This window comes from Pseudobutyrivibrio xylanivorans (genome assembly GCF_010906925.1).
Taxonomy (GTDB): Bacteria; Bacillota; Clostridia; order Lachnospirales; family Lachnospiraceae; genus Pseudobutyrivibrio.
This window is the reverse complement of the sequence record NZ_VTVE01000001.1, coordinates 1,020,182-1,045,869: the sequence shown is the minus strand read 5'-3', so window position 1 is coordinate 1,045,869 and position 25,688 is coordinate 1,020,182. Positions and strand designations below refer to the sequence as shown.

Here is a 25,688-nt window from a genome sequence, read left to right as displayed (position 1 = left end):
ACAATAAAGTATTTCAAGAACGTCGCGAGTGTTTAGGAGGATTTAAAATGAACGCAAACGAGATTATTAGAAACATTGAAGCTGCTGAGCTTAAGGCAGAGTTACCTGAGTTTCAGGTAGGTGACACTGTAAAGGTTTACGGCCGTATCGTCGAGGGTAACCGTACTCGTACACAGGTATTCGAGGGTACAGTTATTAAGAGACAGGGTGGAAGCAACCGTGAGACATTCACAGTTCGTAAGTCATCTAACGGTGTAGGCGTAGAGAAGACTTGGCCACTTCACAGCCCTAACGTTGAGAAGATCGAAGTAGTTCGTAAGGGTAAAGTTCGTAGAGCTAAGCTTTACTACCTCAGAGATCTCACAGGTAAGAAGGCAAAGGTTAAGGAGAGAATCTAATCTCGAAATAAGTAGGACAGTCACCTTGTGTGGCTGTTCTTTTATTTTTAATGGAAATTATATGCAAAGTGCGGTATATTTATACTATAAATTATAAAGGAATTTTGTATGTTTTTATCAATTAAGAGATTCTTCAGTAGGATTTTTTCCAGAAGAAAAGATGGACTGAATTTCAACAGACGTCGTAGAAAAATTAATTTCGAAAAATTGAGATATGTTCTCATCTATGCATTGGAACTTGCTTGTGTAATTGGACTTGCTTATGGTGTGGTATTGGCATTTGGCAAACAGGTGGAATGTTCTAACTCATCTATGGAGCCTACCTATAATACATCCGATAAATTACTTGTAAATACAATTGCTTACAATTTATCTAGTCCAGAGTCCGGGGATGTAATTGCGTTCAAACCAAAGGCTAATGTTAATGCTAGTTATTCTGTTAAGCGCGTAATAGCAGTTCCTGGTGATACGATTTATATCAACAAGGGTCGTGTCTACATTAATGATGAATTATACAAAGAGGCTATAGAAGTTGAGAGAATAGAGAATCCAGGTATTGCTGCATCGCCTATTACACTTAGGGATGACCAGTATTTCGTACTTGGAGACAATCGTAATTCTTCTGAGGATTCTCGTTATGAGAGTATTGGCTTTGTTTCTTCAGAAGATATTTTAGGAAAGGTATGGATTAGATATCCATTTTAGGTGATTATGGAATTTCAGTGGTATCCAGGGCATATGACCAAGGCAAAGCGTCAGATGCAGGAAGATATTAAACTTATTGATTTAGTAATAGAGGTTATTGATGCCAGATGTCCTGTATCTAGTCGTAATCCAGATATTAATGGACTGGCTTCTGGCAAACTTAGACTTATTTTACTTAATAAATCAGACTTAGCTGACAAGGAAGCTAACAAAAAGTGGGTTGAATATTTTAAAGGTCAGGGCTTCTATGTAGTGGAGCTTGACTCTAGAGACAGAAAGAATATGAAGGGCGTACAGGCTACTTTAGATGAGGTCTGCGCAGCCAAATTTGAGAGAGATAGAAAGCGTGGAATTAAGAATCGTCCAGTTAGAGCGATGGTTGTAGGTATTCCTAATGTAGGCAAGTCTACATTTATCAATTCTTTTGCAGGTCGTTCTGTTGCTAAGACTGGCAATAAGCCAGGTGTTACAAAGGGCAAGCAGTGGATTAAGCTTAATAAATCAGTTGAGCTTTTAGATACTCCAGGTATCTTATGGCCAAAGTTTGAGGACAATACAGTAGGTTTACATCTTGCATTTATTGGCTCTATCAATGATGCCATTATTGAGACTAGAGAGCTTTCACTTGAGCTTGCTGATTTCTTAAAGGAGACTTATCCTGGCATTCTCAACAAGAGATATGAGGTGGATGAATCGGCTGTTAATCATGAGATTATTACGGAGATTGCAGCTAAGAGAAACTTTGTAAAAAAGGGTTCGGAGTTAGATTTTGATAAGGCGGCAGCGGTTTTAATTGACGAGTTTAGAAGTGGTAATTTAGGAAATATTACACTGGAGAGGCCATAAAATGAAGGTTATTGACTTTAACGAAGAAGAACAACTTATAAAAAAGGACATCGAAAGGGCTAGAGCCAATATGAAGGACGTAGAAGACCTTTCTGATTTTGGTTCCACAAAGGAAAAGAAAACGCCTGAAAAAAAGACTTCTGATTCAAAGAAGAAGATGAAGAAGGAAGAGGAAGAAGAGCCTTTGACTTCAAAGGCTATTATCAAAGAGGTCATAAGTGTCATTTTAAATGTACTTATTTGCTTTTTGGTGGTTTTTTTAATCACTCAGTTTGTAGGTCAGAGAACTGTTGTAAGTGGCAGATCTATGGAGGATACACTTCAGGATAGAGACAATCTTATCGTTGACAAGATTAGCTACAGATTCCATGATCCTAATCGATTTGATGTGATTATTTTCCCTCATGATGAGTCTGGCATTGGTGGAGAGGAAAAAGATACTTTCTATATCAAGCGTGTTATAGGTCTTCCAGGTGAGACAGTTCGTATAGATGGTTCCGGTAACATTTATATTAACGATATTCTTCTTGAGGAGACATATGGTACAGAGGTTATGGCTAATCCGGGTATGGCCAGTAATGAGATGATTCTAGGACCTGATGAATATTTTGTCCTTGGAGATAATCGTAACAATAGTACAGATTCTAGAATGATTGGACCTATTAACAGGGATATTATTGTGGGAAAGGCATGGCTAAGAGTATATCCATTTAAATCATTTGGCTTAGTCGACAACATTGAATAACATGAGCGAGAAGAAGATTTCAGAGATTCAAAAGGAATATAAGGATGCCAGCATAGATTTTCTTCCAGATTTTATAGAAGAATACATCAATGATGGCAGACCAGGTGTTTCCAAAATTATTGGACAGGCTCAAAAGAAGATGGAAAAGCTTCGATTAGAGCGTGAGCGTATTGAAAAGCTCAAAGAGTTTGAGAAAAAATACTGGGAAAAATACGATTATATTGGAGGCATAGATGAGGTTGGAAGAGGTCCACTTGCTGGTCCTGTTGTAACTGCCTGTGTAGTGCTTCCAAAGGATTGTGATATCTTATACATTAATGATTCCAAAAAGCTTACAGCTGCTAAGCGCGAAGAGCTTTATGACGAAATAATGGAAAAGGCAGTGTCTGTTTCCATTGGCGTGGTTTCTGAAAATAGAATCGATGAAATTAATATTTTACAGGCTACCTATGAGGCTATGAGACAGGCAATTAAGGAAAGCAAGGTACAGCCGCAGCTTTTACTTAATGATGCTGTTACAATTCCAGAGGTGGATATTCCACAGGTGGCTATTATAAAGGGTGATGCAAAGTCTATTTCTATTGGGGCAGCAAGTATTATTGCTAAGGTCACTAGAGATAGGATGATGGTTGATTACGATAAGATTTATCCAGAATATAATTTCGCATCCAATAAAGGATATGGCTCAGCGGAGCATATAGCGGCTCTTAAGGAGAATGGACCATGTCCAATTCATAGAAAATCATTTATTGGAAATTTTGTTTAGTTCTATATATAGGTGAGTTATGAATATTAACACTGGATTTAATCCATACAACTCAAACTATGTTAATAATGCGGATTTGACCAAGATGAGTCAGAGTCAATCATTGACAGGTTCTCCTCAGGATTCTCTCAAAGAGGGGGAGATTTTTGAGGGTTCTGTTAATAGTATTGATAATGGCAAGGTTACTATTGGCTTAGCCAATGGTCAGACTATGACTGCTAGATTGGATAGCGGCGTTAGTCTTTTGGAGGGGCAATCCGTATTTTTTCAGGTAAAGAGTAATGATGGTAATCTTATTCAGATTCGCCCTGTATCTCTTGGTTCATTAGATGCTAATCCTACACTTCTCAAGGCCCTAGATATGGCCAATATCGCAGCCACAGAGCGCACAATAAATATGGTAAATTCCATGATGCAACACTCTCTTTCAATTAGTCCGGAAAGTCTTGCTGCCATGAATCGTGCCATGATCAACAATCCTGGTGTAGATCCACAGACTCTTGTTACTATGTCAAAATATGGCATGGAAATGACTCCTGAGAATGTAAACATGTTCCAGAACTATGCTAATGACAAGGCTCTTATTATTGATAATTTCGATACTATTTCTGAAATGCTCCCAGAGCTTATGTCTTCAAAAGAGCTGTCAGCATCAGATGTTATTAGCATTAATAATTCTATCAGAGAGATATTTATTCCGGAGGTTGCAGTTTCTGAAGAGGCTGTGGTTGCTTCTGAGCAGGCCAATCCTCAGGCAGGACAGACTCCGGTTGTAGATACTGCGGTTACTAATGAGGCAAATACTAATCAATCAAACAATATAGAAGTTAATCCTCAAAGTGCTGCCCAGGTCAAGGATGCTGTTATTAATAATGCTCAGGATGAAGTAATTGATATAGTTAATCAGAATCCTAATTCGGAGCAGGCAGCAAAGGCACAAGGAATTGTTCCTGAAAGTGAAATCCTTACTAATTCAAAAGTTGATATCAACCAGCAGGTTATTATCAATGAAAATGAAGCATCTAATCAAGTGCTAAATAGTTTTGCTGGAGAAAAGCAGATTACATCTTTTAATACCTTGCTTAATTCACTTCCTGATTTTCCAAAGGACAATTTGCAGATATTCAGTGAAGATGGAAGCCTTAGAGCTGATGCAGACATTAATCAAGTTTTTAAGGAGATTACTGATTACTTTAATAATCATCCTGATATTCCAAAAGAGACTTTAAATGATATAATACGAGAGCCTCTTTACAAGGGAATTCTTAAAAATATTATTGCCAACAGTTTTGCTATGGAGCCTAAGGATATTACAAAGCCAGGTGAGATATCAAAGCTTTATGAGCGAGTCTTAAAACAGACAGAAGCTTTAGAGAGACTTATGGCATCATTTTCCGGGAAGGCTGCAGAGACAATTAAGAATCAGACTGCAGAGATTCGACAGAATATTAATTTTATGAATTCTGCAAATGAAATGTATAATTTCGTTCAGATTCCTCTTAAGATGTACAATCAGAACACTGACAGTATGCTTTATGTTCGACAGAACAAAAAGAGCAGCTATGAGGCTGGTGAAGAGATTACTGCATTTTTGCATTTTGATATGGAACATTTAGGTTCTACAGATGTTTTTATTCGTTTGAAAGAGAATAATGTAGGTTGCAAATGGAATTTGGCTAGCGAAGAGTCAATGAAGCTTATTGAGGATAATCTAGATATTCTTACAGCTAGACTTGAGGCTAAGGGCTTTTCTGTCAAATCAGAAGTCACTTGTGGTGAGCCAAAGACCTCCTTTGTAGAGGATTTCTTGGGTGCGCCTCCTGTTTCTACAGAGGACAGGGCTGAGGGATTAGTGCATAGATATAGCTTTGATATGAGGGCATAATGATGGCTGAAAAAAAGGAATTCGACAAAAATAAAACAGCGGTGGCCCTTGCCTATGAGGCTGGAGATAGTGCTCCTAGAATACTTGCTTCAGGCAAAGGATATGTTGCTGAGCAGATAATTGAAGAGGCTAAAAAAGCTGATGTTCCTTTTTATCAGGACAATGAATTGGCTGAGACCCTTAGCAAGCTTGATATAGGAGATGCGATTCCTCCGGAGCTGTATGAGGTTGTTGCAGAGATTTTGGTCTTTGTTAACGATATGGAAAAGATAAAATCTAAGTTAGGATAGAGGTAAATATTGAATTATAGAAGGCAAGGAAATGCTTTTGAAAAGCTTGCTGCAGAATATTTAAAAGAACAAGGTCTTAAGATAATTAAGCTTAATTTCTATTGTAAAATGGGAGAAGTAGATATAATTGCTATGGATGGCGATTATCTAGTTTTTATAGAAGTTAAGTATCGCAAGTCATCTTCCAAGGGTTCTGCACTTTCTGCTGTTACTTTTGGAAAGATGAAAAAGATTTCGAGAGTGGCTGATTTTTATATGTATAGCCACAAAATAAGTGGCGACACGCCAGTTAGATTTGATGTAGTTGCAATTGAGGAAGGACATTTGACGCACCTTAAAAATGCGTTTGAGTATATACCGGTATGTTAAATAGTAGTCATAAAATTAAAGAGATAACGCCTGGCAGTCCAGCTGATTTGGCTGGGCTTAAATCAGGAGACATTATCACTAAAATTAATAATGTAGAGCTGGTGGATATTTTTGACTATCATTATTATTCTGATGATGCCAATATCACGGTTGAGCTATTGCATGAGGATGGCACCACAACATCAGTACTTGTTCCCAAGGAAGATGGTGAGGACCTTGGAGTTATCTTTTGTAATGGTCTTATGGATGATTACAAATCATGCTCCAATAAATGTGCTTTTTGCTTTATTGATCAGATGCCACCGGGCATGCGAGAGACTTTATATTTCAAAGATGATGACACACGTCTTTCATTTTTGCAGGGTAACTATGTTACTTTGACAAATATGAAGATGGCTGATTTAGATAGAATTATTGCCTACAAGTTAGGCCCTATTAATATTTCTGTTCATGCAACCAACCCAGAACTTAGGGTTAAGCTTTTACATAATAGATTTGCAGGAGATATTCTTGAAAAAATAGAAAAGCTTTACCATGCAGAGATTCCTATGAATGCCCAGGTTGTTTCCTGCCCAGGGCTCAATGACGGGCCAGAGCTAGATAGGACTATTTCAGATTTGCTTCAGTTTGCCCCTGTTATGGGCTCTATGTCAGTTGTTCCTGTGGGAGTTACTAAATTTAGAGAGGGACTTTTTCCACTTCGCACATATACAGCTGAGGAAGCAGGAAGGGTTATTGACCAGATTGAGCATTGGCAGAATGTGGCAATGGAGCGTGTGGGCAATCACTTTGTCCAGGCTTCAGATGAATGGTATATATTAGCAGGACGACCACTTCCTGAGGCTGATAGATATGATGGATTTATTCAGCTTGAAAATGGCGTTGGTATGCTTAGGCTTTTAAAAGAAGAGGTTCTTGATGCCTTAGAGGATATAAAAAAGCCACTGTTTATGAAAAAGCGTCATGTGACTATTGCTACAGGAAAGCTTGCTGCACCTTTTATGAGGCAGCTTGCTGATTTAGTTACTGAGAAGTTTAATAAGGTTACCGTTGATGTTGTCTGCATTAGAAACGATTTCTTCGGTGAAGAAATAACTGTATCAGGTCTTATAACTGGGCAGGATTTAATCGCTCAGCTTAAGGACAGAGATCTAGGAGATAATCTTTTGCTGTCATGTACAATGCTTAGGGCTCAAGAGGAGGTTTTCCTTGATGATATAACACTTTCTGAGCTTGAGTCGGCTTTACAAGTTAAGGCTCGTATTGTACAATCAGACGGTCGCGATTTAGTTTGTGCAATTATTGGACGATAGTTTTTGTAATCATGGGACTTTAGGTTGAGAAAAAATCTTACGTTAACAATGATTAGTCATTCACCGCTCGACTAACACGTCTCGCTCGAGAATGCTAATACATTGTTAACTAGATTTTGTCTTAGATATATTGCAATTGATAAATAAATCGCTGTTTCGATTTTTGGATTATAATGTAAGAATTTGATTATGATTTTTTAGAGGAGATATAAATTATGGCAAGACCAGTTGTGGCTATTGTTGGCCGCCCAAATGTTGGAAAATCTACGCTGTTTAATGCCCTTGCTGGTGAGCGTATTTCTATAGTTAAAGACACTCCAGGTGTTACAAGAGATAGAATCTATGCTGATGTTAGTTGGCTTAATTATGATTTCACTATGATTGACACTGGAGGTATTGAGCCAGATTCTAAAGATATTATTCTTTCTCAGATGAGAGAGCAGGCTCAGATTGCTATTGATACAGCTGATGTGATTATTTTCCTTGTGGATGTTAAGCAGGGACTTCAGGATAGTGATTCAAAGGTAGCAGATATGCTTCGCCGCAGTCACAAGCCAGTTATTTTAGTTGTCAATAAGGTGGATAGTTTCGAGCGAGATATGGCTGATGTTTATGAGTTCTATAATCTCGGTATCGGCGATCCAATTCCAGTTTCTGCATCATCTCGCCTTGGCTTTGGTGATATGCTTGATAAGGTTGTTGAGTATTTCCCCGAGCCATCTGAAAATGAGGAAGAGGACGATACTCCTAGAATTGCAGTTATTGGTAAGCCAAATGTAGGTAAGTCATCTCTTATCAACAAGCTTTGCGGTGAGGAGCGTGTTATTGTATCGGATATTGCAGGTACTACTAGAGATGCTGTAGATACAAGGGTTCGTTACAATCATAAGGACTACATTTTCATTGATACTGCAGGACTTAGACGTAAGAGCAAGATAAAAGAGGATCTTGAGAGATATTCTATAGTTAGAGCTGTTGCATCTGTTGAGAAGGCTGATGTAGTTATCATTATGATTGATGCTACTGAAGGTGTTACTGAACAGGATGCTAAAATTGCAGGTATTGCCCATGAACGTGGAAAGGGTATAATTATTTGTGTAAATAAGTGGGATGCCATCGAGAAGAATGACAAGACCATGAAAGAACATGAGACTAAGATTCGTCAGATTCTTTCGTTTATGCCTTATGCATCTATTCTTTTTATTTCGGTCAAGAGCGGTCAGCGTCTTGGTAAGATATATGAGACAATTGATGCAGTTATCGAGAACAACTCTATGCGTATTGCCACTGGTGTTCTCAATGAAATTGTTACTGAGGCAGTTGCTCTTCAGCAGCCACCTACAGATAAGGGTAAGAGACTTAAAATTTTCTATACAACACAGGTTGCGGTTAAGCCTCCTACATTCGTTATATTCGTAAATGAGAAATACTTGATGCATTTCTCATACGTACGATACCTTGAGAATCGAATCAGAGATGCATTCGGATTTGAAGGCACATCTTTGAAATTTATAATTAGAGAGAGAAAGGAAAACGAATAATGACAAGTGGGGAAATAATTGGAAGAATTGTAGCGGTAATTATTGGATATTGTTTTGGAATGATCCTTATGGGATATCTTATTGGCAAGTCTAAGAATATCGATTTGACAAAAGTCGGAAGTGGTAATGTTGGTTCTACTAACACTATGAGAAATTTAGGTGTTCCAGCTGGCCTTATTACTCTTTTATGGGATTGTACAAAATGCATTGTTGCTGTTGTTTTTGTATGGCTGACATTCCATAGATTTTTTGAAGATACAAATATTTACATGGTTTATGCAGGACTTGGTACTGTGCTTGGTCATGATTTTCCATGCTATATGCATTTTAAGGGCGGCAAGGGAGTTGCATCTACACTTGGATTTATTATTGCATTATTCCCAATAGGTGTGCCTATTCCAGCGGTTATCTTCATTGGAATAGTAGCAATCACTAGATACGTATCACTTGGCTCTATTATTGGAGTACTTTCATTTGCTGCTGAGATGATTGTGTTTGCTCTTTGCGATGTTAAGTCTGTCACTGGCAGATTCCAGGGTAGAGAGTTGACAGAAGTGCTTGTTATTTGCTGTTTTGTTTCAGCTCTTTCAATAGCACTTCATCATGCAAATATTAAGCGTTTACTTTCAGGCAATGAAAATAAATTTTCATTCCACCCAGAAACTAGAGCATAGAAACTAGAGGTATTTAATGGCTAGAATTAGTGTAATTGGAGCTGGTAGCTGGGGTGTAGCCCTTGCTGTTATGCTCAACAAAAACGGTCACGATGTTAAGGTATGGTCACATCGTCAGTCTCAAGTAGACCAGATGAATGATACCCATACTAGCGACAAAATAAAGGGAGTGAGACTTCCTGATTCAATGAGCTTTACTGCTGATATAGAGGATGCAGCTAAGACAGCTGATGTTATTTTAATGGCAGTTCCATCTAAGGCTACTCGCGAGACAGCAGAGAAGATCAAGCCTTTTGTCAATGACAATCAGATTTTCATCACTGTAACAAAGGGTATCGAGGAAGAGACTCTTTTTACGCAGACAGAGATTTTGGAAGACGTTCTTGGCAGTGAGAAACGTATATGCGTACTTTCTGGACCAAGCCACGCTGAGGAGGTAGTTACTTTCAAACCTACACTTGTGGTGGCAGGCTCTACAGATCGTCAGACATCTCTATTTGTTCAGAACTTATTTATGAACAAGTACTTTAGAGTTTATTCATCCCCTGATGTTAAGGGAATTGAAGTTGGTGCTGCGCTTAAGAATGTCATTGCTCTTGCTGCAGGTATGTCAGATGGACTTGGCTTTGGAGATAATGCTAAGGCAGCTTTAATTACTCGTGGTATCAAGGAGATTTCAGCTCTTGCAGTGGCAATGGGCGGACAGGCAGAGACTCTTTCAGGCCTTACTGGTGTAGGTGACTTAATTGTTACATGCTCATCTATGCATTCTAGAAATAGAATGGCTGGTTTTTACATTGGCCAGGGTATGACAAAGGACGAGGCTATGGAAAAGGTTGCCATGGTAGTAGAGGGTGTGTTCTCTGCAAAGGCAGCTATGAAGCTAGCTAAAAAATATGATATTGAGATGCCAATCGTAGAGGTTGTTAATGCTGTTTTATTTGATGGTATGTCTGTTAAGGATGCAGTATACGAGCTGATGACTAGATCTAAGAAGGATGAAACCGACGAATTAGAATGGTAATTATTTTGGGCAGGCCCTTTAGGGCTTGCCTTTTTTATTAGGAAACAATAGAGTTTTGCAAGACAAAACTCTATTGTGTTACATGGAATGTTAATGGAATTTTCACACAATTCAATAATAGAGAATGATAATATAAACGTATGAGGTAGAGTATATGTTTATAATGATATTGAAAATGTCTGGTCTGACTATACTCTATCTATTTCTTACGGCAATTCTTTGGCGTTGGACCAGAATCAGGGGGTTAAATAAGACAAGAAAGCTTATTGTAGGTGTTGCATTTGGAATAAGCTCAATTTTGTCTACTCATTTTGGCGTACCCTATGAACATATGGTTATTAATATAAGAGATGTTGGCCCGCTTGCCGCCGGATTATTCTTTTCTCCTGGGGCAGGTATACTTGCTGGTCTTATTGGCGGTATTGAAAGATATATCGTTGGTACGTTTTTGGGTGTGGGTTCATATACAAGGATTGCTTGTAGCGTATCTACATGCCTAGCAGGCTTTGTTGCACTGGGGATGAATAGTGCTGTCTTTAAAGGCCGTAAGCCTTCTCCATTCTACGCATTTTTTATGGGCTCTGTTATGGAAGTTTTCCATATGTATGTGGTTTTCTTAACTCATAGAGACGATATGAGAATGGCTTTCATGGTTGTCGATACCTGTTCTATTCCTATGATTATTTTCACTGGTATCTGCCTTGCTCTTATATCTATTATGCTTCAGGTTTTTACAGGAGAGTGGACCAATCCTCTGAAAAAACAAGACGAAGAGTCTATTTCTGTTTCACAAAAGTTCCAGCGTTGGCTTTTTATAATTACATCTATTGTTATACTTGGAAGCTTTATTATTACATTTTTGATTCAAAATCAGGCAGCATTTCAAGATGGTAAAAATACACTTATTTCAAACGCTCAGTCCATAGGAACCTCTTATATGGAAAATAGGCTGGTGATTGAACATGATAGCAATGTTCAATTCCAGATAATAGCAAAGGATGGTGTGGTCTTAAGAGGAGAACATACTGGGGAAGCTGTACCGTCCAATGAATTTGAAAAATATAAGGCGAATATTGAAAAAATATATTCTGGGAAGTTTTGGGGAAAGAATAGTCTCATCTATATTAGCCAGGTTTATGATGGGGATTATGTTGTTGCTGCAATGGAAAAAGATGAGGTTTATTGGCATAGAAATGCAGAAGCTTACGAAATCGCATTTGCGGATATTCTTTTGTTTACCGTTATTTATGTGTTGATCGCTTTTCTTGTAAATCAGATAGTAGTAAACAATATTAGGCTTATTAATGCATCTTTAAGCAAGATTACAAACGGTGATTTAAATGAGGTGGTTACGGTCAGAAGTTCCTCTGAGTTTGCTTCACTTTCAGACGATATCAATCAGACTGTTTTGACTCTAAAAGGCTATATAGCTGCTGCAGAAAAAAGAATAGAAAGAGAGCTGATTCTTGCAAAAACCATTCAGGAATCCGCCCTTCCTAAAGTATTTAATTTTCCTGGTGAAAAGAAATTTGATTTGTTTGCATATATGAAAACAGCAAAGGAAGTAGGTGGGGATTTCTACGACTTTTTCCTTGTAGATAGAGATAAGCTTTGTCTTGTGATTGCTGATGTTTCTGGAAAGGGAATTCCTGCAGCCTTGTTCATGATGCGAAGCAAAACTGCAATCAGGAGTTTGGCAGAGTCTGGTTCATCTCCTGAAGAAATTATATATAGGGCTAATAATACCCTTTGCGAAGGCAACGATGCTGAGATGTTTGTGACAGTTTGGATTGGAATTATCGATCTAAAGACTGGTGTAATGAAATGTGCCAACGCAGGTCATGAGTTTCCGTTTATCAAGCGGCGTGGTGGCGACTATGAGGTAATAAAAGACAAGCATTCTCTTGCAATAGCTGCTATGCCTAATACTAGAGCAACGGAATATGAAATTGTCTTAGAGCCTGGCGATAGGATATTCGTATATACGGATGGAATTCCTGAGGCAGTAAATAATAAATTTGAACAGTTTGGAGTGAAAAGAGCTGTTGACTGTCTCAATTCCTTTAAAGGAGTATCTGTCGAAGAATCTCTTAAGAAACTGGCGGATGAAGTGATTTCATTCCAGGGAGATGCAGAGCAATTCGATGATATTACAATGTTAGGCTTTGAGTTTGTTATATATGCTGAAGACTAAAGGAGGCTTGTATGATTTTCAAAAATGTGCTTAGTCGTTCTGATATGATTTCATGCCTTTTGTGCTTGGACCCACCTTGTTCAGAAGCTTGTCCTAAAGGTGATCCTGCAAAAATGCTTAAAAATGTTTGGTTTGACAATCAGGACATTGCAGCAATGAGTCTTCCCTGTATTAATCCCTGCGTAAAGTGTGACGCACCATGTGAGAAGGCCTGTATAAGTAAAAGGAATGTGCAAATTAAAAATATAATTACCAGGCTATCTGATGAAGTTAGACCTGTGGCAGAAATAGAAATACCAGAAAATGAATCTGCCCTTAAATGCGATATTTGCGGTGTGCCTTTGGAAAATCCATTTTTGCTATCTTCATCTGTTGTTTCTTCAACTTATGATATGTGCGCTAGGGCATTTGACGCTGGATGGGCAGGAGCTTGTTTTAAAACCATTTGTTCCTTTGATATTCATGAGGCTTCTCCAAGATTTTCAGCTATTTCTGGAGACAATGGTAGCATAATTGGTTTTAAAAATATTGAGCAGTTATCTGACCATAGTGTTTCTGAAAATATGGAGATATTCAGGAAGCTTAAGAAAAATTATCCTAACAAGGTTATCTTAGCTTCCATAATGGGACAAAATGAGGCTGAATGGGAGTCACTTGCCAAGCTTTGTGAGGAAAATGGTGCTGATGCTATAGAGCTTAATTTTTCATGTCCTAATATGCAAGAAGATGGACTTGGTTCTGATATAGGACAACTTCCGGAGTTGGTTGAGAGATTTACTAAGGCAGCTAAAAGGAGTACTACTATTCCTGTATTTGCAAAGCTTACACCTAATGTGGCAACTATGAGCCCTGCTGCAGAGGCTGCACTTCGTGGGGGCGCTGATGGAATAGCTGCTATTAATACAATAAAGAGTATCACAGGTGTTAATCCATATACTTATGCAGGAGATGCTTCTGTAAGAGGAAAGTCGGTTATAGGTGGTTATAGTGGTAATGCGGTAAAACCCATTGCCCTTCGTTTTATGGCTGAGCTTGGTAAAAACGAAAAGCTTAAGGGCATGCATATTAGTGGTATGGGAGGAATTGAAACTTGGCGAGATGCTCTTGAGTTTATTCTGTTAGGCGCTGGTTCTATTCAGATTACTACAGCGGTTATGCAATATGGATACGGAATTATTGATCAGTTAAAGACTGGACTAAACTATTATTTGGTTCAGATGGGGATTAAATCTGTTAAGGATATTATAGGAGCTGGAATCGATAGTGTAAGTAATACTACAGATGATTTAGAGAGAGATACAGTTTTACTGCCAAAATTTGCTCTTGATAAATGTGTCCACTGTGGTCGATGTGTAGTTTCCTGCAACGATGGCGGACACCAGGCTATTAGTTTTGAAGATAGAATCCCTCATCTTGATGGAAGTAAATGTGTAGGCTGTCATCTGTGCTTACTTGTGTGTCCTGAACACGCAATTTCACATAGTAAGAGAAGGATTAATCGAGGGGATGGTTGATTGTTAATAAGTGTAGGCCGTTTGGGCGATGGAGGGTTTAGTATGAAAAAAAGGATGGCTTTTGTTTTGTCCCTATTAATTTTGTCATTATCAGTGCTTGGTTGTGGCGCTAAAGAAACAGCTGCACCAGCCACAGATACACCAGATGGAGATGTAAATGGTAGCGCAGTAGAGGATGTGGCAGAAGAGCCTGTCGAAAATGCTTCAGTGTCATTGCCACTACCGGCATATAAATATACTGGTGATGAAGAATATTTAGCTGAAATAAGTGATTATCTCATTGACTATTTTGGTAAGGAGGCAGGACTTGATGATTTAGACGTATTGATTCCATATAGTATCATTGTTCAAACTGATGAGAACAGTGACGATGATATTGTTGTATATGGTTCTTTCAATATTGATGGCTACACACTTAGAAACACTACACTTTGCTCAGGTCCTGGAGCTAGAAGCTATGGTATTTTCCATATAAGCAAGGCTGATGGAAATGTTACTATAACAGACGGGCAATTATCTCAGACTTATTACGATATGCAGGATATGTTTAGCCCTATTGAAGGTATGTTGGACAAGATTAATGCATTGTCTGATGAGGATATCGAAAAGGCTCGCGTCAAGTCTATTGAAGAATATGTTACATTAAATAATCTTGGCATTACACAGTGGCAGGACTTTGGTAGAGCTCCTGAGGCAATTGCTGGTGCTACCACATCTGATGAAGATGAGATGTATACATTTAAGAGTAATTTCGATTATGAGATTACTTACGACTTAAGGAAGATAACTCTTTCTTCTATAGGTGAAGAGGGGGATATGTTTGGTAGAGTGGAAAGCGGAGATTTCTATTCTGGTACTTTTATGGTTATCTGTACATCTGCTTATTCAGACCCAGAGAAGGCTGTATATGAAAATAACACTGACATAAATCCTAAGGATTTAGAATTTACAGATACAACAATTGGTTCTTATCCTGCCAAAAGAGCTGAGTGGATTGAAAGAACTGATGATGGCAGTGAGATGAGATATGTGTTATACGGAATTGATGTAAAAGAAACTGTCATTACAGTAAAGCTATCTACTACCCATTCTGAGCATGTTCCAGAGATGAGCATCGAGGAGCTTGATGAGTTCTTTGCAGATACGCTTGCTACCTTTAAATATAACTAGTTACTGCGTGTTTCCTAATTCTTATATTGGATAATAGAATATAGTTTAATTCGTCTAGCTCATTAGAGAAATCTAATGGGCTAGATTTTTTATTTTTTCTATTGATTTTTGTTTACCCGAGTAGTAATATACTACCTAGCTGAGGGAGATATTATTTCTCTACTATATGAATTGTGAAAGGGTTAGAAAATTTATGAATAACAATGAAAAGGTTTTAAAGAGAGCACATAGGGCAAAGATTTTTGCCATTATCAACATTTTGCTTTTAATTGCAATGTTTGTATATGTAAATGTGACAGGGGCGTTTGATATCCAGTGTTTATGGTTTAATAAAGGGTATGATGCTTCAAAGTACGCTTTTTATGTTGCTGCATCAATTTTTGCTATTTCTGCAATTGTAGGATTTATAGTTTACCTGGGTTCAAAGAATTCTCCAGACTGGGAAGGATTAAAGTCAAACGACCCATATACTTTAGAGGACCAGGGTAATAGTATCCGTTCACTTGCTAAGGCAAACGGTGTTAAACTTCCAGTGGTTTTCCCTAGCATGCTTATTTTAATAGTTCCTATTGCAGCATTTCTTTTAATTAATTTTAATGTTATGGGATTTGCTTGGCTTCATAATGGAGGCGATGATGTAGATGTTGATGCCATTCTTGCCAGACAGGAAAAATTAGAAAAAGAAGATAAGGAAGATAAGGACGATAAAGAGGACAAGGACGATTCTAAAGTAGATGAGAAAATCGATCAAAAGGATGTGGATGCAAGGATTGATGCAATGATTAAAATTGGTGAGAAAAGAGGATATAATTGCACATCTGACTTTCTAGATGATACCTATTTTGTTGATTTTCGAACAGAAAATATGCTTGAAGATGAGTCTCTTATGATAATGATAGATGAAGATGGCGAAATTGATATGATGGATTATTCTTGCTATTTCCTTAAGGATCTTTCAAGTGAGGCTAATATTAGAAGATGTGAAGATAAAATAGCTAATTTAACAGATATGGTTGAAGAATTCTATGAGAAAGGATTAATAGATGCCAAAGAATACTATACTAAAGTAGAAGTGTCTGATGAATTTAAGGAAAAAATCGAAAACCATTCCTCTGATGGTGAAGATTTTATTTCTGATTATAGTACTGTGGATACTAAAGACGACTATAACGCGTCTGCTAGTTGCATGTTCCTAGATGACGGAACGGCAATGTTTAATGTTTCGGTATCATATTTTAAATCCAATTATTAATAAATCTCATAGGTATTGCTAACAGATATTTGAATCTTTTGTGAAACTTCATTTAGTGGTGCTGTAATCTATTGACTACTAGATAGTGTGGTGGTAGTATAATTCTATCAACACAATATCTAGTAGTTTATTTGTTTAAAAATCTATATATTGACTGAATTTTTAAAAATTATGTGATATTTTCAATAAATTTCGGAGGTCTGTAAATGGAAAGGTATGTAGTAAAAAAGGACGGGGCGTTAGAGCGGTTTGATGTACAAAAGGTGGTTGAGGCTGTAGGAAAGTCTGCCACACGTGTGCTAGTTAAATTTACTCCTGAGCAGGAGCGTTTCATTTGTCAATTTGTTGAGGAAAGAGTGGAGGAGCTTGGCCTTGAGAAGATTGAGATTGCACAGATGCACAATATTGTTGAGGGTGCTTTGGAACGTGTTAACCCTATGGTGGCGAAAAGTTACAGGGATTACCGCAACTATAAGCAGGATTTCGTCCAGATGTTGGATGATGTTTATAAGAAGTCTCAAAACATCATGTACATCGGTGATAAGGAGAATTCTAATACCGATTCAGCGCTTGTTTCTACAAAGCGTTCATTGATTTTCAATGAGCTTAATCGAGAGCTTTACAAGAAATTTTTCCTTACTACAGAGGAAGTTCAGGCAATCAGAGATGGCTATATTTATATCCATGATATGAATGCTAGACGCGATACCATGAACTGCTGTCTTTTCGATGTTAAGTCAGTTCTTGAGGGCGGATTTGAGATGGGCAATATTTTCTATAATGAGCCTAAGAGCCTCGATGTTGCCTTTGACGTAATCGGAGATATTGTACTTTCGGCAGCAAGCCAGCAGTACGGTGGATTTACTATTCCTCAGGCAGACCAGATTTTGGAGAAGTACGCTCAGAAGTCATACGATAAATATTTGGCTAAATATTTAGATTTAGGCATTGATAAGGATAAGGCTCATGAGGTTTCCATGAGCGAGGTTGAGCGAGAGATGGAGCAGGGCTTCCAGGGCTGGGAGTACAAGTTCAACACAGTTGCATCTAGCCGCGGTGACTATCCATTTATCACTGTTACTATTGGTCTTGGCACATCAGTATTTGCAAAGATGGCTTCAAAGGCTTGTCTTAAGGTTCGCTCAATTGGACAGGGTAAGCCTGGATTTAAAAAGCCTGTTTTATTCCCTAAGATTGTCTTCTTGTATGATGAGAATCTTCACGGACCAGGCAAGGAGCTTGAGGATGTTTTCGAGGCAGGAATTGACTGTTCTAGAAAGACTATGTATCCTGATTGGCTTTCTCTTACAGGTGAGGGTTACATTGCCAGCATGTACAAAAAATATGGCAAGGTTATCTCTCCAATGGGATGTAGAGCCTTTCTTTCTCCTTGGTATGAAAGAGGCGGTATGAAGCCAGCAGATGATAATGACGAGCCAGTATTTATTGGACGTTTCAATATTGGAGCTGTTTCACTTCATCTTCCAATGATTCTTGCTAAGTCTCGTCAGGAATCTAGAGATTTCTACGAGGTGCTTGATTATTACCTTGAGATGATTAGAAAGCTTCACATCCGTACATATGCTTATCTTGGCGAGATGCGTGCATCTACCAATCCACTTGCATATTGCGAGGGCGGTTTCTATGGCGGACATCTTGGATTCCACGACAAGATTAAGCCACTTTTAAAGGCTGCTACAGCTTCATTTGGCATTACAGCTTTTAATGAGCTTCAGGAACTTTACAATGGCAAGTCTCTCGTTGAGGATGGAGATTTTGCAATTGAAGTACTAAAGCATATCAATGAAAAGGTAAACCAGTTTAAGGAAGAAGACGGCAATCTCTACGCTATCTACGGTACACCAGCTGAGAATTTATGCGGACTTCAGGTTAAACAGTTTAGAAATAAATACGGTATTATCGAGCATGTTTCTGATAGAGACTATGTTTCAAATTCTTTCCATTGCCATGTTTCCGAGGATATTACTCCTATTGAGAAACAGGACTTGGAGGGAAGATTCTGGGAGTTGTCTAACGGTGGCAAAATCCAGTATGTCAGATATCCAATTAACTACAATCGCGACGCTGTTAAGACGCTTGTTCGTCGTGCAATGGCTAAGGGCTTTTACGAGGGCGTTAATTTATCGCTTTCATATTGCGATGACTGCGGTCACGAGGAGCTTGAGATGGATGTTTGTCCAGTTTGCGGCAGTAAGAACCTGACCAAGATTGACCGAATGAATGGATATCTTTCATATTCTCGTGTAAAGGGAGATACACGTCTTAATGAAGCAAAGATGGCTGAAATAGCCGACCGTAAATCCATGTAATTTACTAGATTGAGCAAATTCTAGCTAACAATCTATTTGTTCTCTGAAAGTGACATTTTAGTCACTGGAAGAGAATCTAATGATTATGAGCGTAAGGATTTGCGGACTGGAGAATAATAAAGATGAATTATCATAATATAACAAAAGATGACATGCTAAATGGCGACGGCTTGCGCGTTGTTTTATGGGTGGCCGGATGTGACCATCACTGTAAGGAATGTCAGAATCCAATCACGTGGGATCCTGATGGAGGCCTGAAATTTGATCAGGCGGCAAAAGATGAATTATTCGAAGTCTTATCTAGAGATTATATTTCTGGAATTACATTTAGTGGAGGTGACCCATTGTTTCCAGGAAATCGTAGGGAGGTGACGGAGCTTGCCCGGGAGATTAGGGAGAGATTTCCCGGCAAGACCGTCTGGCTCTATACGGGCTTCACTTATGAGGAAATTAAATCTCTTGAAATAATGGAATATTTGGATGTTCTGGTTGACGGAGAATTTGAAATTGATAAGATAGATTTACAGGCAAAATGGAGAGGTAGTATTAATCAGCGGGTTATTGATGTACCTCAGACTAGAAAGCTTAATCAAATAGTTTTGCATGTAGATTAAAAGGGAGATTTTTGAATAATGAATATTAACATAACTAAGCTTACAGATTCTGCAAAGCTTCCAGAGAGAGGTTCTGAGTATGCTGCAGGATATGACTTATTTGCAGATATCACAGAGGAGGTTAAAATCGCTCCACACCAGACTCTTATGATTGGTACTGGTCTTGCTATGGAGATTCCTGTGGGATATTTCGGAGGAGTTTTTGCTAGATCTGGTCTTTCAGCTAAGGAAGGACTTAGACCTGCTAACTGCGTAGGAGTAGTTGACTCGGATTATAGGGGAGAAGTTAAGGTAGCTCTTCACAATGATAGTGAAGTTGAAAGAGTTGTAACACCTGCTGAAAAAATTGCTCAACTTGTAGTTGTACCATTTCTTTCAGTAGAGTTTTCTGAGGTATCTGAGCTTTCAGATACAGCCCGTGGTGAGGGCGGATTTGGTTCCACAGGAAAACATTAGAATGATACTTTGGCGCCTGGCTTTTGTCAGACGCCTTTAGTGCGCTTTATACATATTATTTGAAAGTGAGAAGTTTTATGGCAAAAAAGGTTACCTATGATGAAAGCAGTATATCTGTTTTAGAGGGGCTTGAGGCTGTTAGAAAAAGACCTGGAATGTACATTGGTTCCACCTCTAGAAAGGGCTTGAATCATTTAATTTATGAAATTGTAGACAACTCTGTAGATGAGCATCTAGCAGGAGAGTGCGACACTATCTATGTCACACTTGAAAAGGACGGAAGCTGTACTGTTGAGGATAATGGACGAGGTATTCCAGTTGGAATGCATGCGAAGGGACTTCCTGCTGCACGTTTAGTTTTCTCTACACTTCATGCAGGTGGTAAGTTCGATGATAGTGTATACAAGACTTCCGGCGGTTTGCACGGTGTTGGTTCTTCTGTTGTTAATGCACTTTCAGAGTACATGGACGTAAGTATTTCTCGTGAGGGATATGTACACCATGATAGGTATGAAAGAGGTGTTCCTACAGAAAAGCTTGTAGATGGCTTGCTTCCAAAGATTTCAAAGACTACAAAGCATGGTACAAAGATTAATTTCCTTCCTGATGCTGAGATTTTTGAGAAGACTAACTTTAAAGAAGATGAGGTTAAGTCACGTCTTCATGAGACAGCTTATCTTAACCCAGGACTTACTATTCATTATGCTGATTTGCGTGGTGAGGAGCCTGAGTACCTTACATTTCATGAGCCAGATGGTATTAAGGGCTTTGTTAAGGAGATCAATAAGACAGCTGAGACACTTCATGATGTTATTTACTTCAAGGGCAGTGCTGATGGTATTGAGCTTGAGATAGCTTTCCAGTACTGTAATGAGTTCAAGGAGAACATCCTTGGATTCTGTAACAATATCTATAACTCTGAGGGTGGTACTCATATCACAGGATTTAAGACTGTTCTTACAACAGTTATCAATAATTACGCTAGAGAGCTTGGTATCTTAAAGGAAAAGGATGCCAACTTTACTGGTGCCGATGTTAGGAATGGTATTACCGCTATTGTCAGCATCAAGCATCCTGACCCACGATTTGAAGGACAGACTAAGACAAAACTTGATAATCCTGACGCAGCAAAGGCTACAACAAAGGTTTGCCAGGATGAATTTATCCTATACTTCGATAGAAATTTAGAGACTCTTAAGGCTATTATTTCATGTGCTGAAAAGTCAGCTAAGATTCGTAAATCCGAAGAAAAGGCTAAGACTAATCTTTTGTCTAAGCAGAAGTTTTCATTTGATCAAAATGGTAAGCTTTCTAATTGTGAATCAAGAGATGCTAGCAAGTGCGAGATTTTCATCGTAGAGGGAGATTCCGCTGGTGGTTCAGCCAAAAAGGCTAGAAATAGAATGTATCAGGCTATTATGCCTATTAGAGGTAAGATTCTCAACGTAGAAAAGGCTTCAATGGACAAGGTTCTTGCCAATGCAGAGATTAAGACACTTATCAACGCTTTTGGTTGTGGTTTCTCTGAGGGTTACGGCAATGACTTTGATATTTCAAAGCTTCGGTATGACAAGATAGTAATCATGGCTGATGCCGACGTGGATGGTGCTCATATCTGTACCCTTCTTTTGACATTCTTCTACAGATTTATGCCTGAGCTTATTAGAGAAGGTCATGTTTATATTGCAATGCCACCTCTTTACAAGGCTATTCCTACTAAGGGCGAGGAAGAATATCTTTATGATGATGTTGCCCTTGATAAGTATCGCAAAAAGATGAATGGTAAATCATTTACTCTTCAGCGTTACAAGGGTCTTGGTGAGATGGACGCAGAGCAGCTTTGGGAGACAACTCTTGATCCTGATCGTAGAAAGCTTAAGCTTGTTGAAATCGAGGATGCTCTTATGGCATCAGAGGTTACAGAGCTTCTTATGGGCTCAGATGTTGCTCCACGTAAGGAGTTCATATACAAGCATGCTAGGGAGGCTGAGATTGACGTATAGTCAATTTATATCTCATATACACGCCTTAAAATAAATTGCGTGTTTTCCCGTATAGTATTTAGAAAGGGTTTAATTACTTATGGCACAAGATATTATTAGAACAGAATATTCTGAGATAATGCAAAAATCCTTCATAGATTATTCTATGTCAGTTATTCTTGCCCGTGCAGTACCTGATGTAAGAGATGGTCTTAAGCCAGTACAGCGTCGTACTCTTTATGACATGTACGAATTGAAGGTTGATTATAATAAACCATACAAAAAATCTGCTCGTATCGTGGGTGATACAATGGGTAAATATCACCCACATGGTGATAGCTCTATTTATGAATCACTTGTTGTTATGAGTCAGGACTTTAAAAAGAGTCTTCCACTTGTAGATGGTCATGGTAACTTTGGTTCTATCGAGGGTGATGGAGCTGCTGCCATGCGTTACACTGAGGCTCGTCTTGCTAAGGTGGCTCAGGAAGTTTACCTAGGTGATTTGGATAAAAATGTAGTAGATTTTGTTCCTAACTATGATGAGACTGAAAAGGAGCCAGAGGTACTTCCTGTTAGAGTTCCTAATATTTTAATTAACGGCTCTGACGGTATCGCTGTAGGTATGGTTACATCTATTCCACAGCATAATTTAGGCGAGGTTGTTGATGGCGTTATTGCCTACATGAAGGATCCTGACATTAATACAGCCCAGATGTTATCAATCATCCATGGTCCTGATTTCCCAACAGGAGGAATCATCACCAACAAGGATGATTTGATGGAAATTTATTCTACTGGTGTTGGTAAAATCAAAATTCGTGGTAAGGCTGAGATTGAGAAAATCAAGGGTGGCAAGGAACAGATTGTCATTACAGAGATTCCTTACACTATGATAGGTGCTAATATTGGTAAGTTCCTTAACGATATTTACTCGTTAGTAGAGACTAAAAAGACTAACGACATTACTGATATTTCTAACCAGTCAAAGGGCGAGCAGATTAGAATAATTGTAGAGCTGAGAAAAGGTGCAAACGCTGAAAACGTATTAAATCTTCTTTACAAGAAGACTCGTCTAGAGGATACATTTGGTGTCAACATGCTTGCTGTTGCTGATGGCAAGCCTGAGACTCTTGGCATTGTGCCTATTATCAGACATCATGTTAATTTCCAATATGAGCTTTGCACTAGAAAGTATACTCATCTTCTTGGCAAAGAGCGTGAAAAGAAGGAAATCCAGGAGGGCTTAATCAAGGCTTGTGATGTTATTGATTTGATTATTGAGATTCTCAGAGGCTCAAAGGATGTTAAGCAGGCTAAGGCTTGCTTGGTAGAGGGTATCACTGATGGAATCAAGTTCAAATCAGAGCAGTCTAAGAAGGACGCAGCTCTTCTTAAATTCACAGAGCGTCAGGCCCAAGCTATTCTTGATATGAGATTGCATCGCCTTATCGGTCTTGAAATTGAGGCTCTTAGAGCTGACTATGCCGAGACTATGCAGAAAATCTCTGATTACAACAAGATTCTTGGCTCTCGTGCTGAGATGGCAAAGGTAATCATTAAGGATTTACAGGCAATAAAAAAGGAATATGCAAGAGAGCGCCGTACTGTCATTGATAATGTGGAAGAGGCAGTTGTTGAAGAAAAGCCAATTGAGGTTATTGATGTAGCAGTGCTTATCGACAGATTTGCCTATGCTCGTGTCATTGATATGCCTACATTTGAGCGTAATAAAGATGCTGCAGAGACAGAATCTAAAAAGATTGTATTCTGTAAAAATGTAGACAAGATTTGCCTTTTCACAGAAAAGGGTGATATGCACGCTATAAAGGTTCTTTCCCTTCCATTTGGTAAGTTTAGAGATAAGGGGCAGCCAATTGATACTGCTGAAAAGGGCTCAAAGATTGACCTTACAAAAGAAAACCTTATCTTTGCAGATGCTATGGAAAACATAAAAGATAAAAAGCTTATCTTTGGTACAAAGCAGGGCATGATCAAGGTAGTAGATGGCTCTGAGTTTGATGTTTCTCGTAAGCTTATTGCAGCCACCAAGCTTAATGACAAGGATGAAGTAATCTGCGTTAAGATATTAGAGCCTACTGATACTGTGGTTATGCAGTCAGAAAAGGATATGTTCCTTAGAATCGATGGAGCAACCATCCCTGAAAAGAAGAAAACTGCTGTTGGTGTTAGAGGAATGAAGCTTGCTAAGGGCGATTACCTTACACAGATTCATGTACTTGCTGATGGAGAGGCAAAAGACGTGAAGGTAAAGGGTAAGCCTGTTGCTCTTAATAGACTTCATGTAGGCACTCGCGACACTAAAGGTGTAAAAAAATGATAAAAAATGTTTATTTTGATTTAGATGGAACATTAATTGATTCAGCCCCTAGTATTATTACGGGGCTGAAACTTACTCTTGAAAAGTTTGGGTATGACATACCGGATTTTGCCACATTAAAAAAATGTGTTGGACCACCTTTTACCTATTCTTTTCCAAATTATTTGCATGTTCGTGATGAAGATTTCAAAGAGGCTGTAGCTACTTACAGACATTACTATGACAAAGAAGATGGATGTCTTAATGCCGATGTATTTGAGGGCGTTGAGGGACTTTTGGATTCTTTAGTAAAAAGAGGTTATTGTCTTTTTGTGTGCACTTCAAAACCGGAACCTACAGCACGTAAAATACTTTCCCATCTTGGTATCGATAAGTATTTTACCGAGATATGTGGTGCTACTATGGATGCTAAGATAGATACTAAGGCTCAGGTTATTAATCTATGTTTTGAAAGAGCGCCTTGGCATTTAAAAGAGGAGACTGTTTTGATTGGTGACACAATGTTTGATGTGGATGGAGCTAATCAAGTTGGCATTAAATGTATTGGAATTACTTGGGGCTCTGGTACTAGAGATGATTTATATGAACATGGTGCTATAGAGGTTTTTGATTATCCAGATGAGGTTTTAGATTACATTGAAGGAAATTAAGACTAATCGTTTATTTCAAGTTATATATCCTATTGTTGTTTACTTCCTAGTTTATCAGGTGGGCGTTTCTTTTTTGATTCAGATCTTTGGTGCTAGAATTGGAAAAGTGACTTGTTTGCTGATTGCAGGACTAGTATGTATTATACCTATTTATGCCTTATACAAGAGATATCCTAAATTAATTCCTGAGGATAATTTGGATAGGAAGACTTTGTTTTCCTATGTGATTTGGGTAGTTGGTGTAGTGGCGTTTTCCATAGTACTTAACATTCTATTAACCCATTCATCACTTATTAATTCATCTGAGGGATTTAAGAGAGCAAGTGCCACATTAACTGATGGAAGCATACTTATTAAACTGCTCTGTAGTGGAATAGTAATTCCCATTTTAGAAGAGATTTTAATCAGAGGAATAGTAGTTGGACAGCTTTATTTATGGATTGGAAGATGGCCTGCTATTGTCATCTCTTCAATTTGTTTTGGTATTCTCCACAATAATATAGTACAATTTATTTATGCAATAGCGATTGGCTTTGTGTTGAGTATTATGTATACCAAGCATAAAAGACTTTCTCTTTGTATCATTGCTCACGGATTAATTAATATTATCGTGATTTTATTCAGTTAGG

At 38.4% G+C, this 25,688-nt stretch carries 23 protein-coding genes; all 23 read left to right on the top strand.

What is annotated here, in order from left to right; genetic code table 11:
• The first annotated feature begins 47 nt into the window (after nt 1-47).
• Nucleotides 48-398, top strand: coding sequence for a 50S ribosomal protein L19 (rplS, locus tag F0Q01_RS04885; protein WP_028246997.1), 351 nt, complete (start codon nt 48-50; stop codon nt 396-398).
• A gap of 108 nt (nt 399-506) precedes the next feature.
• Nucleotides 507-1,103 carry a signal peptidase I gene (gene lepB / locus F0Q01_RS04880; protein WP_090486834.1) on the top strand — a complete coding sequence of 199 codons (597 nt, stop codon included), beginning with the start codon at nt 507-509 and terminating at the stop codon, nt 1,101-1,103.
• 6 nt (nt 1,104-1,109) lie between these two features.
• Complete coding sequence (gene ylqF / locus F0Q01_RS04875) at nt 1,110-1,949, top strand: ribosome biogenesis GTPase YlqF (protein ID WP_090149587.1); 840 nt, start codon at nt 1,110-1,112, stop codon at nt 1,947-1,949.
• A gap of 157 nt (nt 1,950-2,106) precedes the next feature.
• A complete protein-coding gene (gene lepB / locus F0Q01_RS04870) occupies nt 2,107-2,694 on the top strand; it encodes a signal peptidase I (RefSeq protein ID WP_090487637.1) in 588 nt (195 codons plus the stop codon).
• 1 nt (nt 2,695) lies between these two features.
• Nucleotides 2,696-3,460 carry a ribonuclease HII gene (locus F0Q01_RS04865; protein WP_090150012.1) on the top strand — a complete coding sequence of 255 codons (765 nt, stop codon included), beginning with the start codon at nt 2,696-2,698 and terminating at the stop codon, nt 3,458-3,460.
• A gap of 19 nt (nt 3,461-3,479) precedes the next feature.
• Complete coding sequence (locus tag F0Q01_RS04860) at nt 3,480-5,345, top strand: flagellar hook-length control protein FliK (RefSeq protein ID WP_090486832.1); 1,866 nt, start codon at nt 3,480-3,482, stop codon at nt 5,343-5,345.
• A 2-nt stretch (nt 5,346-5,347) separates the two neighbouring features.
• A complete protein-coding gene (locus F0Q01_RS04855; protein ID WP_090150017.1) occupies nt 5,348-5,635 on the top strand; it encodes an EscU/YscU/HrcU family type III secretion system export apparatus switch protein in 288 nt (95 codons plus the stop codon).
• A 9-nt stretch (nt 5,636-5,644) separates the two neighbouring features.
• Nucleotides 5,645-6,004, top strand: coding sequence for a YraN family protein (locus F0Q01_RS04850; RefSeq protein ID WP_090149594.1), 360 nt, complete (start codon nt 5,645-5,647; stop codon nt 6,002-6,004).
• On the top strand, nt 5,998-7,317 hold the full coding sequence (locus F0Q01_RS04845; RefSeq protein ID WP_090149598.1) for a DUF512 domain-containing protein: 1,320 nt from the start codon (nt 5,998-6,000) through the stop codon (nt 7,315-7,317). Before F0Q01_RS04850 ends, F0Q01_RS04845 begins: the two co-directional genes overlap by 7 nt.
• 215 nt (nt 7,318-7,532) lie before the next feature.
• Nucleotides 7,533-8,858 carry a ribosome biogenesis GTPase Der gene (der, locus tag F0Q01_RS04840; protein WP_090486829.1) on the top strand — a complete coding sequence of 442 codons (1,326 nt, stop codon included), beginning with the start codon at nt 7,533-7,535 and terminating at the stop codon, nt 8,856-8,858.
• Nucleotides 8,858-9,532 carry a glycerol-3-phosphate 1-O-acyltransferase PlsY gene (gene plsY / locus F0Q01_RS04835; RefSeq protein WP_090486827.1) on the top strand — a complete coding sequence of 225 codons (675 nt, stop codon included), beginning with the start codon at nt 8,858-8,860 and terminating at the stop codon, nt 9,530-9,532. The genes der and plsY overlap by 1 nt, the downstream gene beginning before the upstream one ends.
• Nucleotides 9,533-9,548: 16 nt before the next feature.
• Nucleotides 9,549-10,556: an NAD(P)H-dependent glycerol-3-phosphate dehydrogenase gene (locus tag F0Q01_RS04830; protein ID WP_090486824.1), complete on the top strand. Its 1,008-nt coding sequence runs from the start codon at nt 9,549-9,551 to the stop codon at nt 10,554-10,556.
• Nucleotides 10,557-10,710: 154 nt separating this feature from the next.
• Nucleotides 10,711-12,750, top strand: coding sequence for a SpoIIE family protein phosphatase (locus F0Q01_RS04825; RefSeq protein WP_090486821.1), 2,040 nt, complete (start codon nt 10,711-10,713; stop codon nt 12,748-12,750).
• 11 nt (nt 12,751-12,761) lie between these two features.
• Entirely contained in the window at nt 12,762-14,264 is a 1,503-nt protein-coding gene (gene preA / locus F0Q01_RS04820) for an NAD-dependent dihydropyrimidine dehydrogenase subunit PreA (protein ID WP_090486817.1), read from the top strand.
• A 42-nt stretch (nt 14,265-14,306) separates the two neighbouring features.
• Nucleotides 14,307-15,434, top strand: a complete 1,128-nt coding sequence (locus F0Q01_RS04815) for a hypothetical protein (RefSeq protein WP_090486814.1) — start codon at nt 14,307-14,309, stop codon at nt 15,432-15,434.
• A gap of 166 nt (nt 15,435-15,600) precedes the next feature.
• Entirely contained in the window at nt 15,601-16,686 is a 1,086-nt protein-coding gene (locus F0Q01_RS04810; protein WP_090486811.1) for a hypothetical protein, read from the top strand.
• Nucleotides 16,687-16,892: 206 nt separating this feature from the next.
• The gene (nrdD, locus tag F0Q01_RS04805) at nt 16,893-19,016 is read left to right on the top strand and encodes an anaerobic ribonucleoside-triphosphate reductase (RefSeq protein ID WP_090486808.1); all 2,124 of its coding nucleotides are present in this window, start codon (nt 16,893-16,895) and stop codon (nt 19,014-19,016) included.
• A gap of 122 nt (nt 19,017-19,138) precedes the next feature.
• On the top strand, nt 19,139-19,630 hold the full coding sequence (gene nrdG / locus F0Q01_RS04800) for an anaerobic ribonucleoside-triphosphate reductase activating protein (RefSeq protein WP_090149622.1): 492 nt from the start codon (nt 19,139-19,141) through the stop codon (nt 19,628-19,630).
• An 18-nt stretch (nt 19,631-19,648) separates the two neighbouring features.
• On the top strand, nt 19,649-20,086 hold the full coding sequence (dut, locus tag F0Q01_RS04795) for a dUTP diphosphatase (RefSeq protein WP_090486805.1): 438 nt from the start codon (nt 19,649-19,651) through the stop codon (nt 20,084-20,086).
• 77 nt (nt 20,087-20,163) lie between these two features.
• Nucleotides 20,164-22,089 (top strand): DNA gyrase/topoisomerase IV subunit B, encoded by a 1,926-nt coding sequence (locus F0Q01_RS04790; protein WP_090149628.1) that lies wholly within the window; start codon nt 20,164-20,166, stop codon nt 22,087-22,089.
• 79 nt (nt 22,090-22,168) lie between these two features.
• A complete protein-coding gene (locus tag F0Q01_RS04785; protein WP_090486802.1) occupies nt 22,169-24,409 on the top strand; it encodes a DNA gyrase/topoisomerase IV subunit A in 2,241 nt (746 codons plus the stop codon).
• A complete protein-coding gene (locus F0Q01_RS04780) occupies nt 24,406-25,059 on the top strand; it encodes an HAD hydrolase-like protein (RefSeq protein ID WP_090149634.1) in 654 nt (217 codons plus the stop codon). The genes F0Q01_RS04785 and F0Q01_RS04780 overlap by 4 nt, the downstream gene beginning before the upstream one ends.
• The gene (locus tag F0Q01_RS04775; RefSeq protein ID WP_163927148.1) at nt 25,046-25,687 is read left to right on the top strand and encodes a CPBP family intramembrane glutamic endopeptidase; all 642 of its coding nucleotides are present in this window, start codon (nt 25,046-25,048) and stop codon (nt 25,685-25,687) included. Before F0Q01_RS04780 ends, F0Q01_RS04775 begins: the two co-directional genes overlap by 14 nt.
• Nucleotide 25,688: the final 1 nt, after the last annotated feature.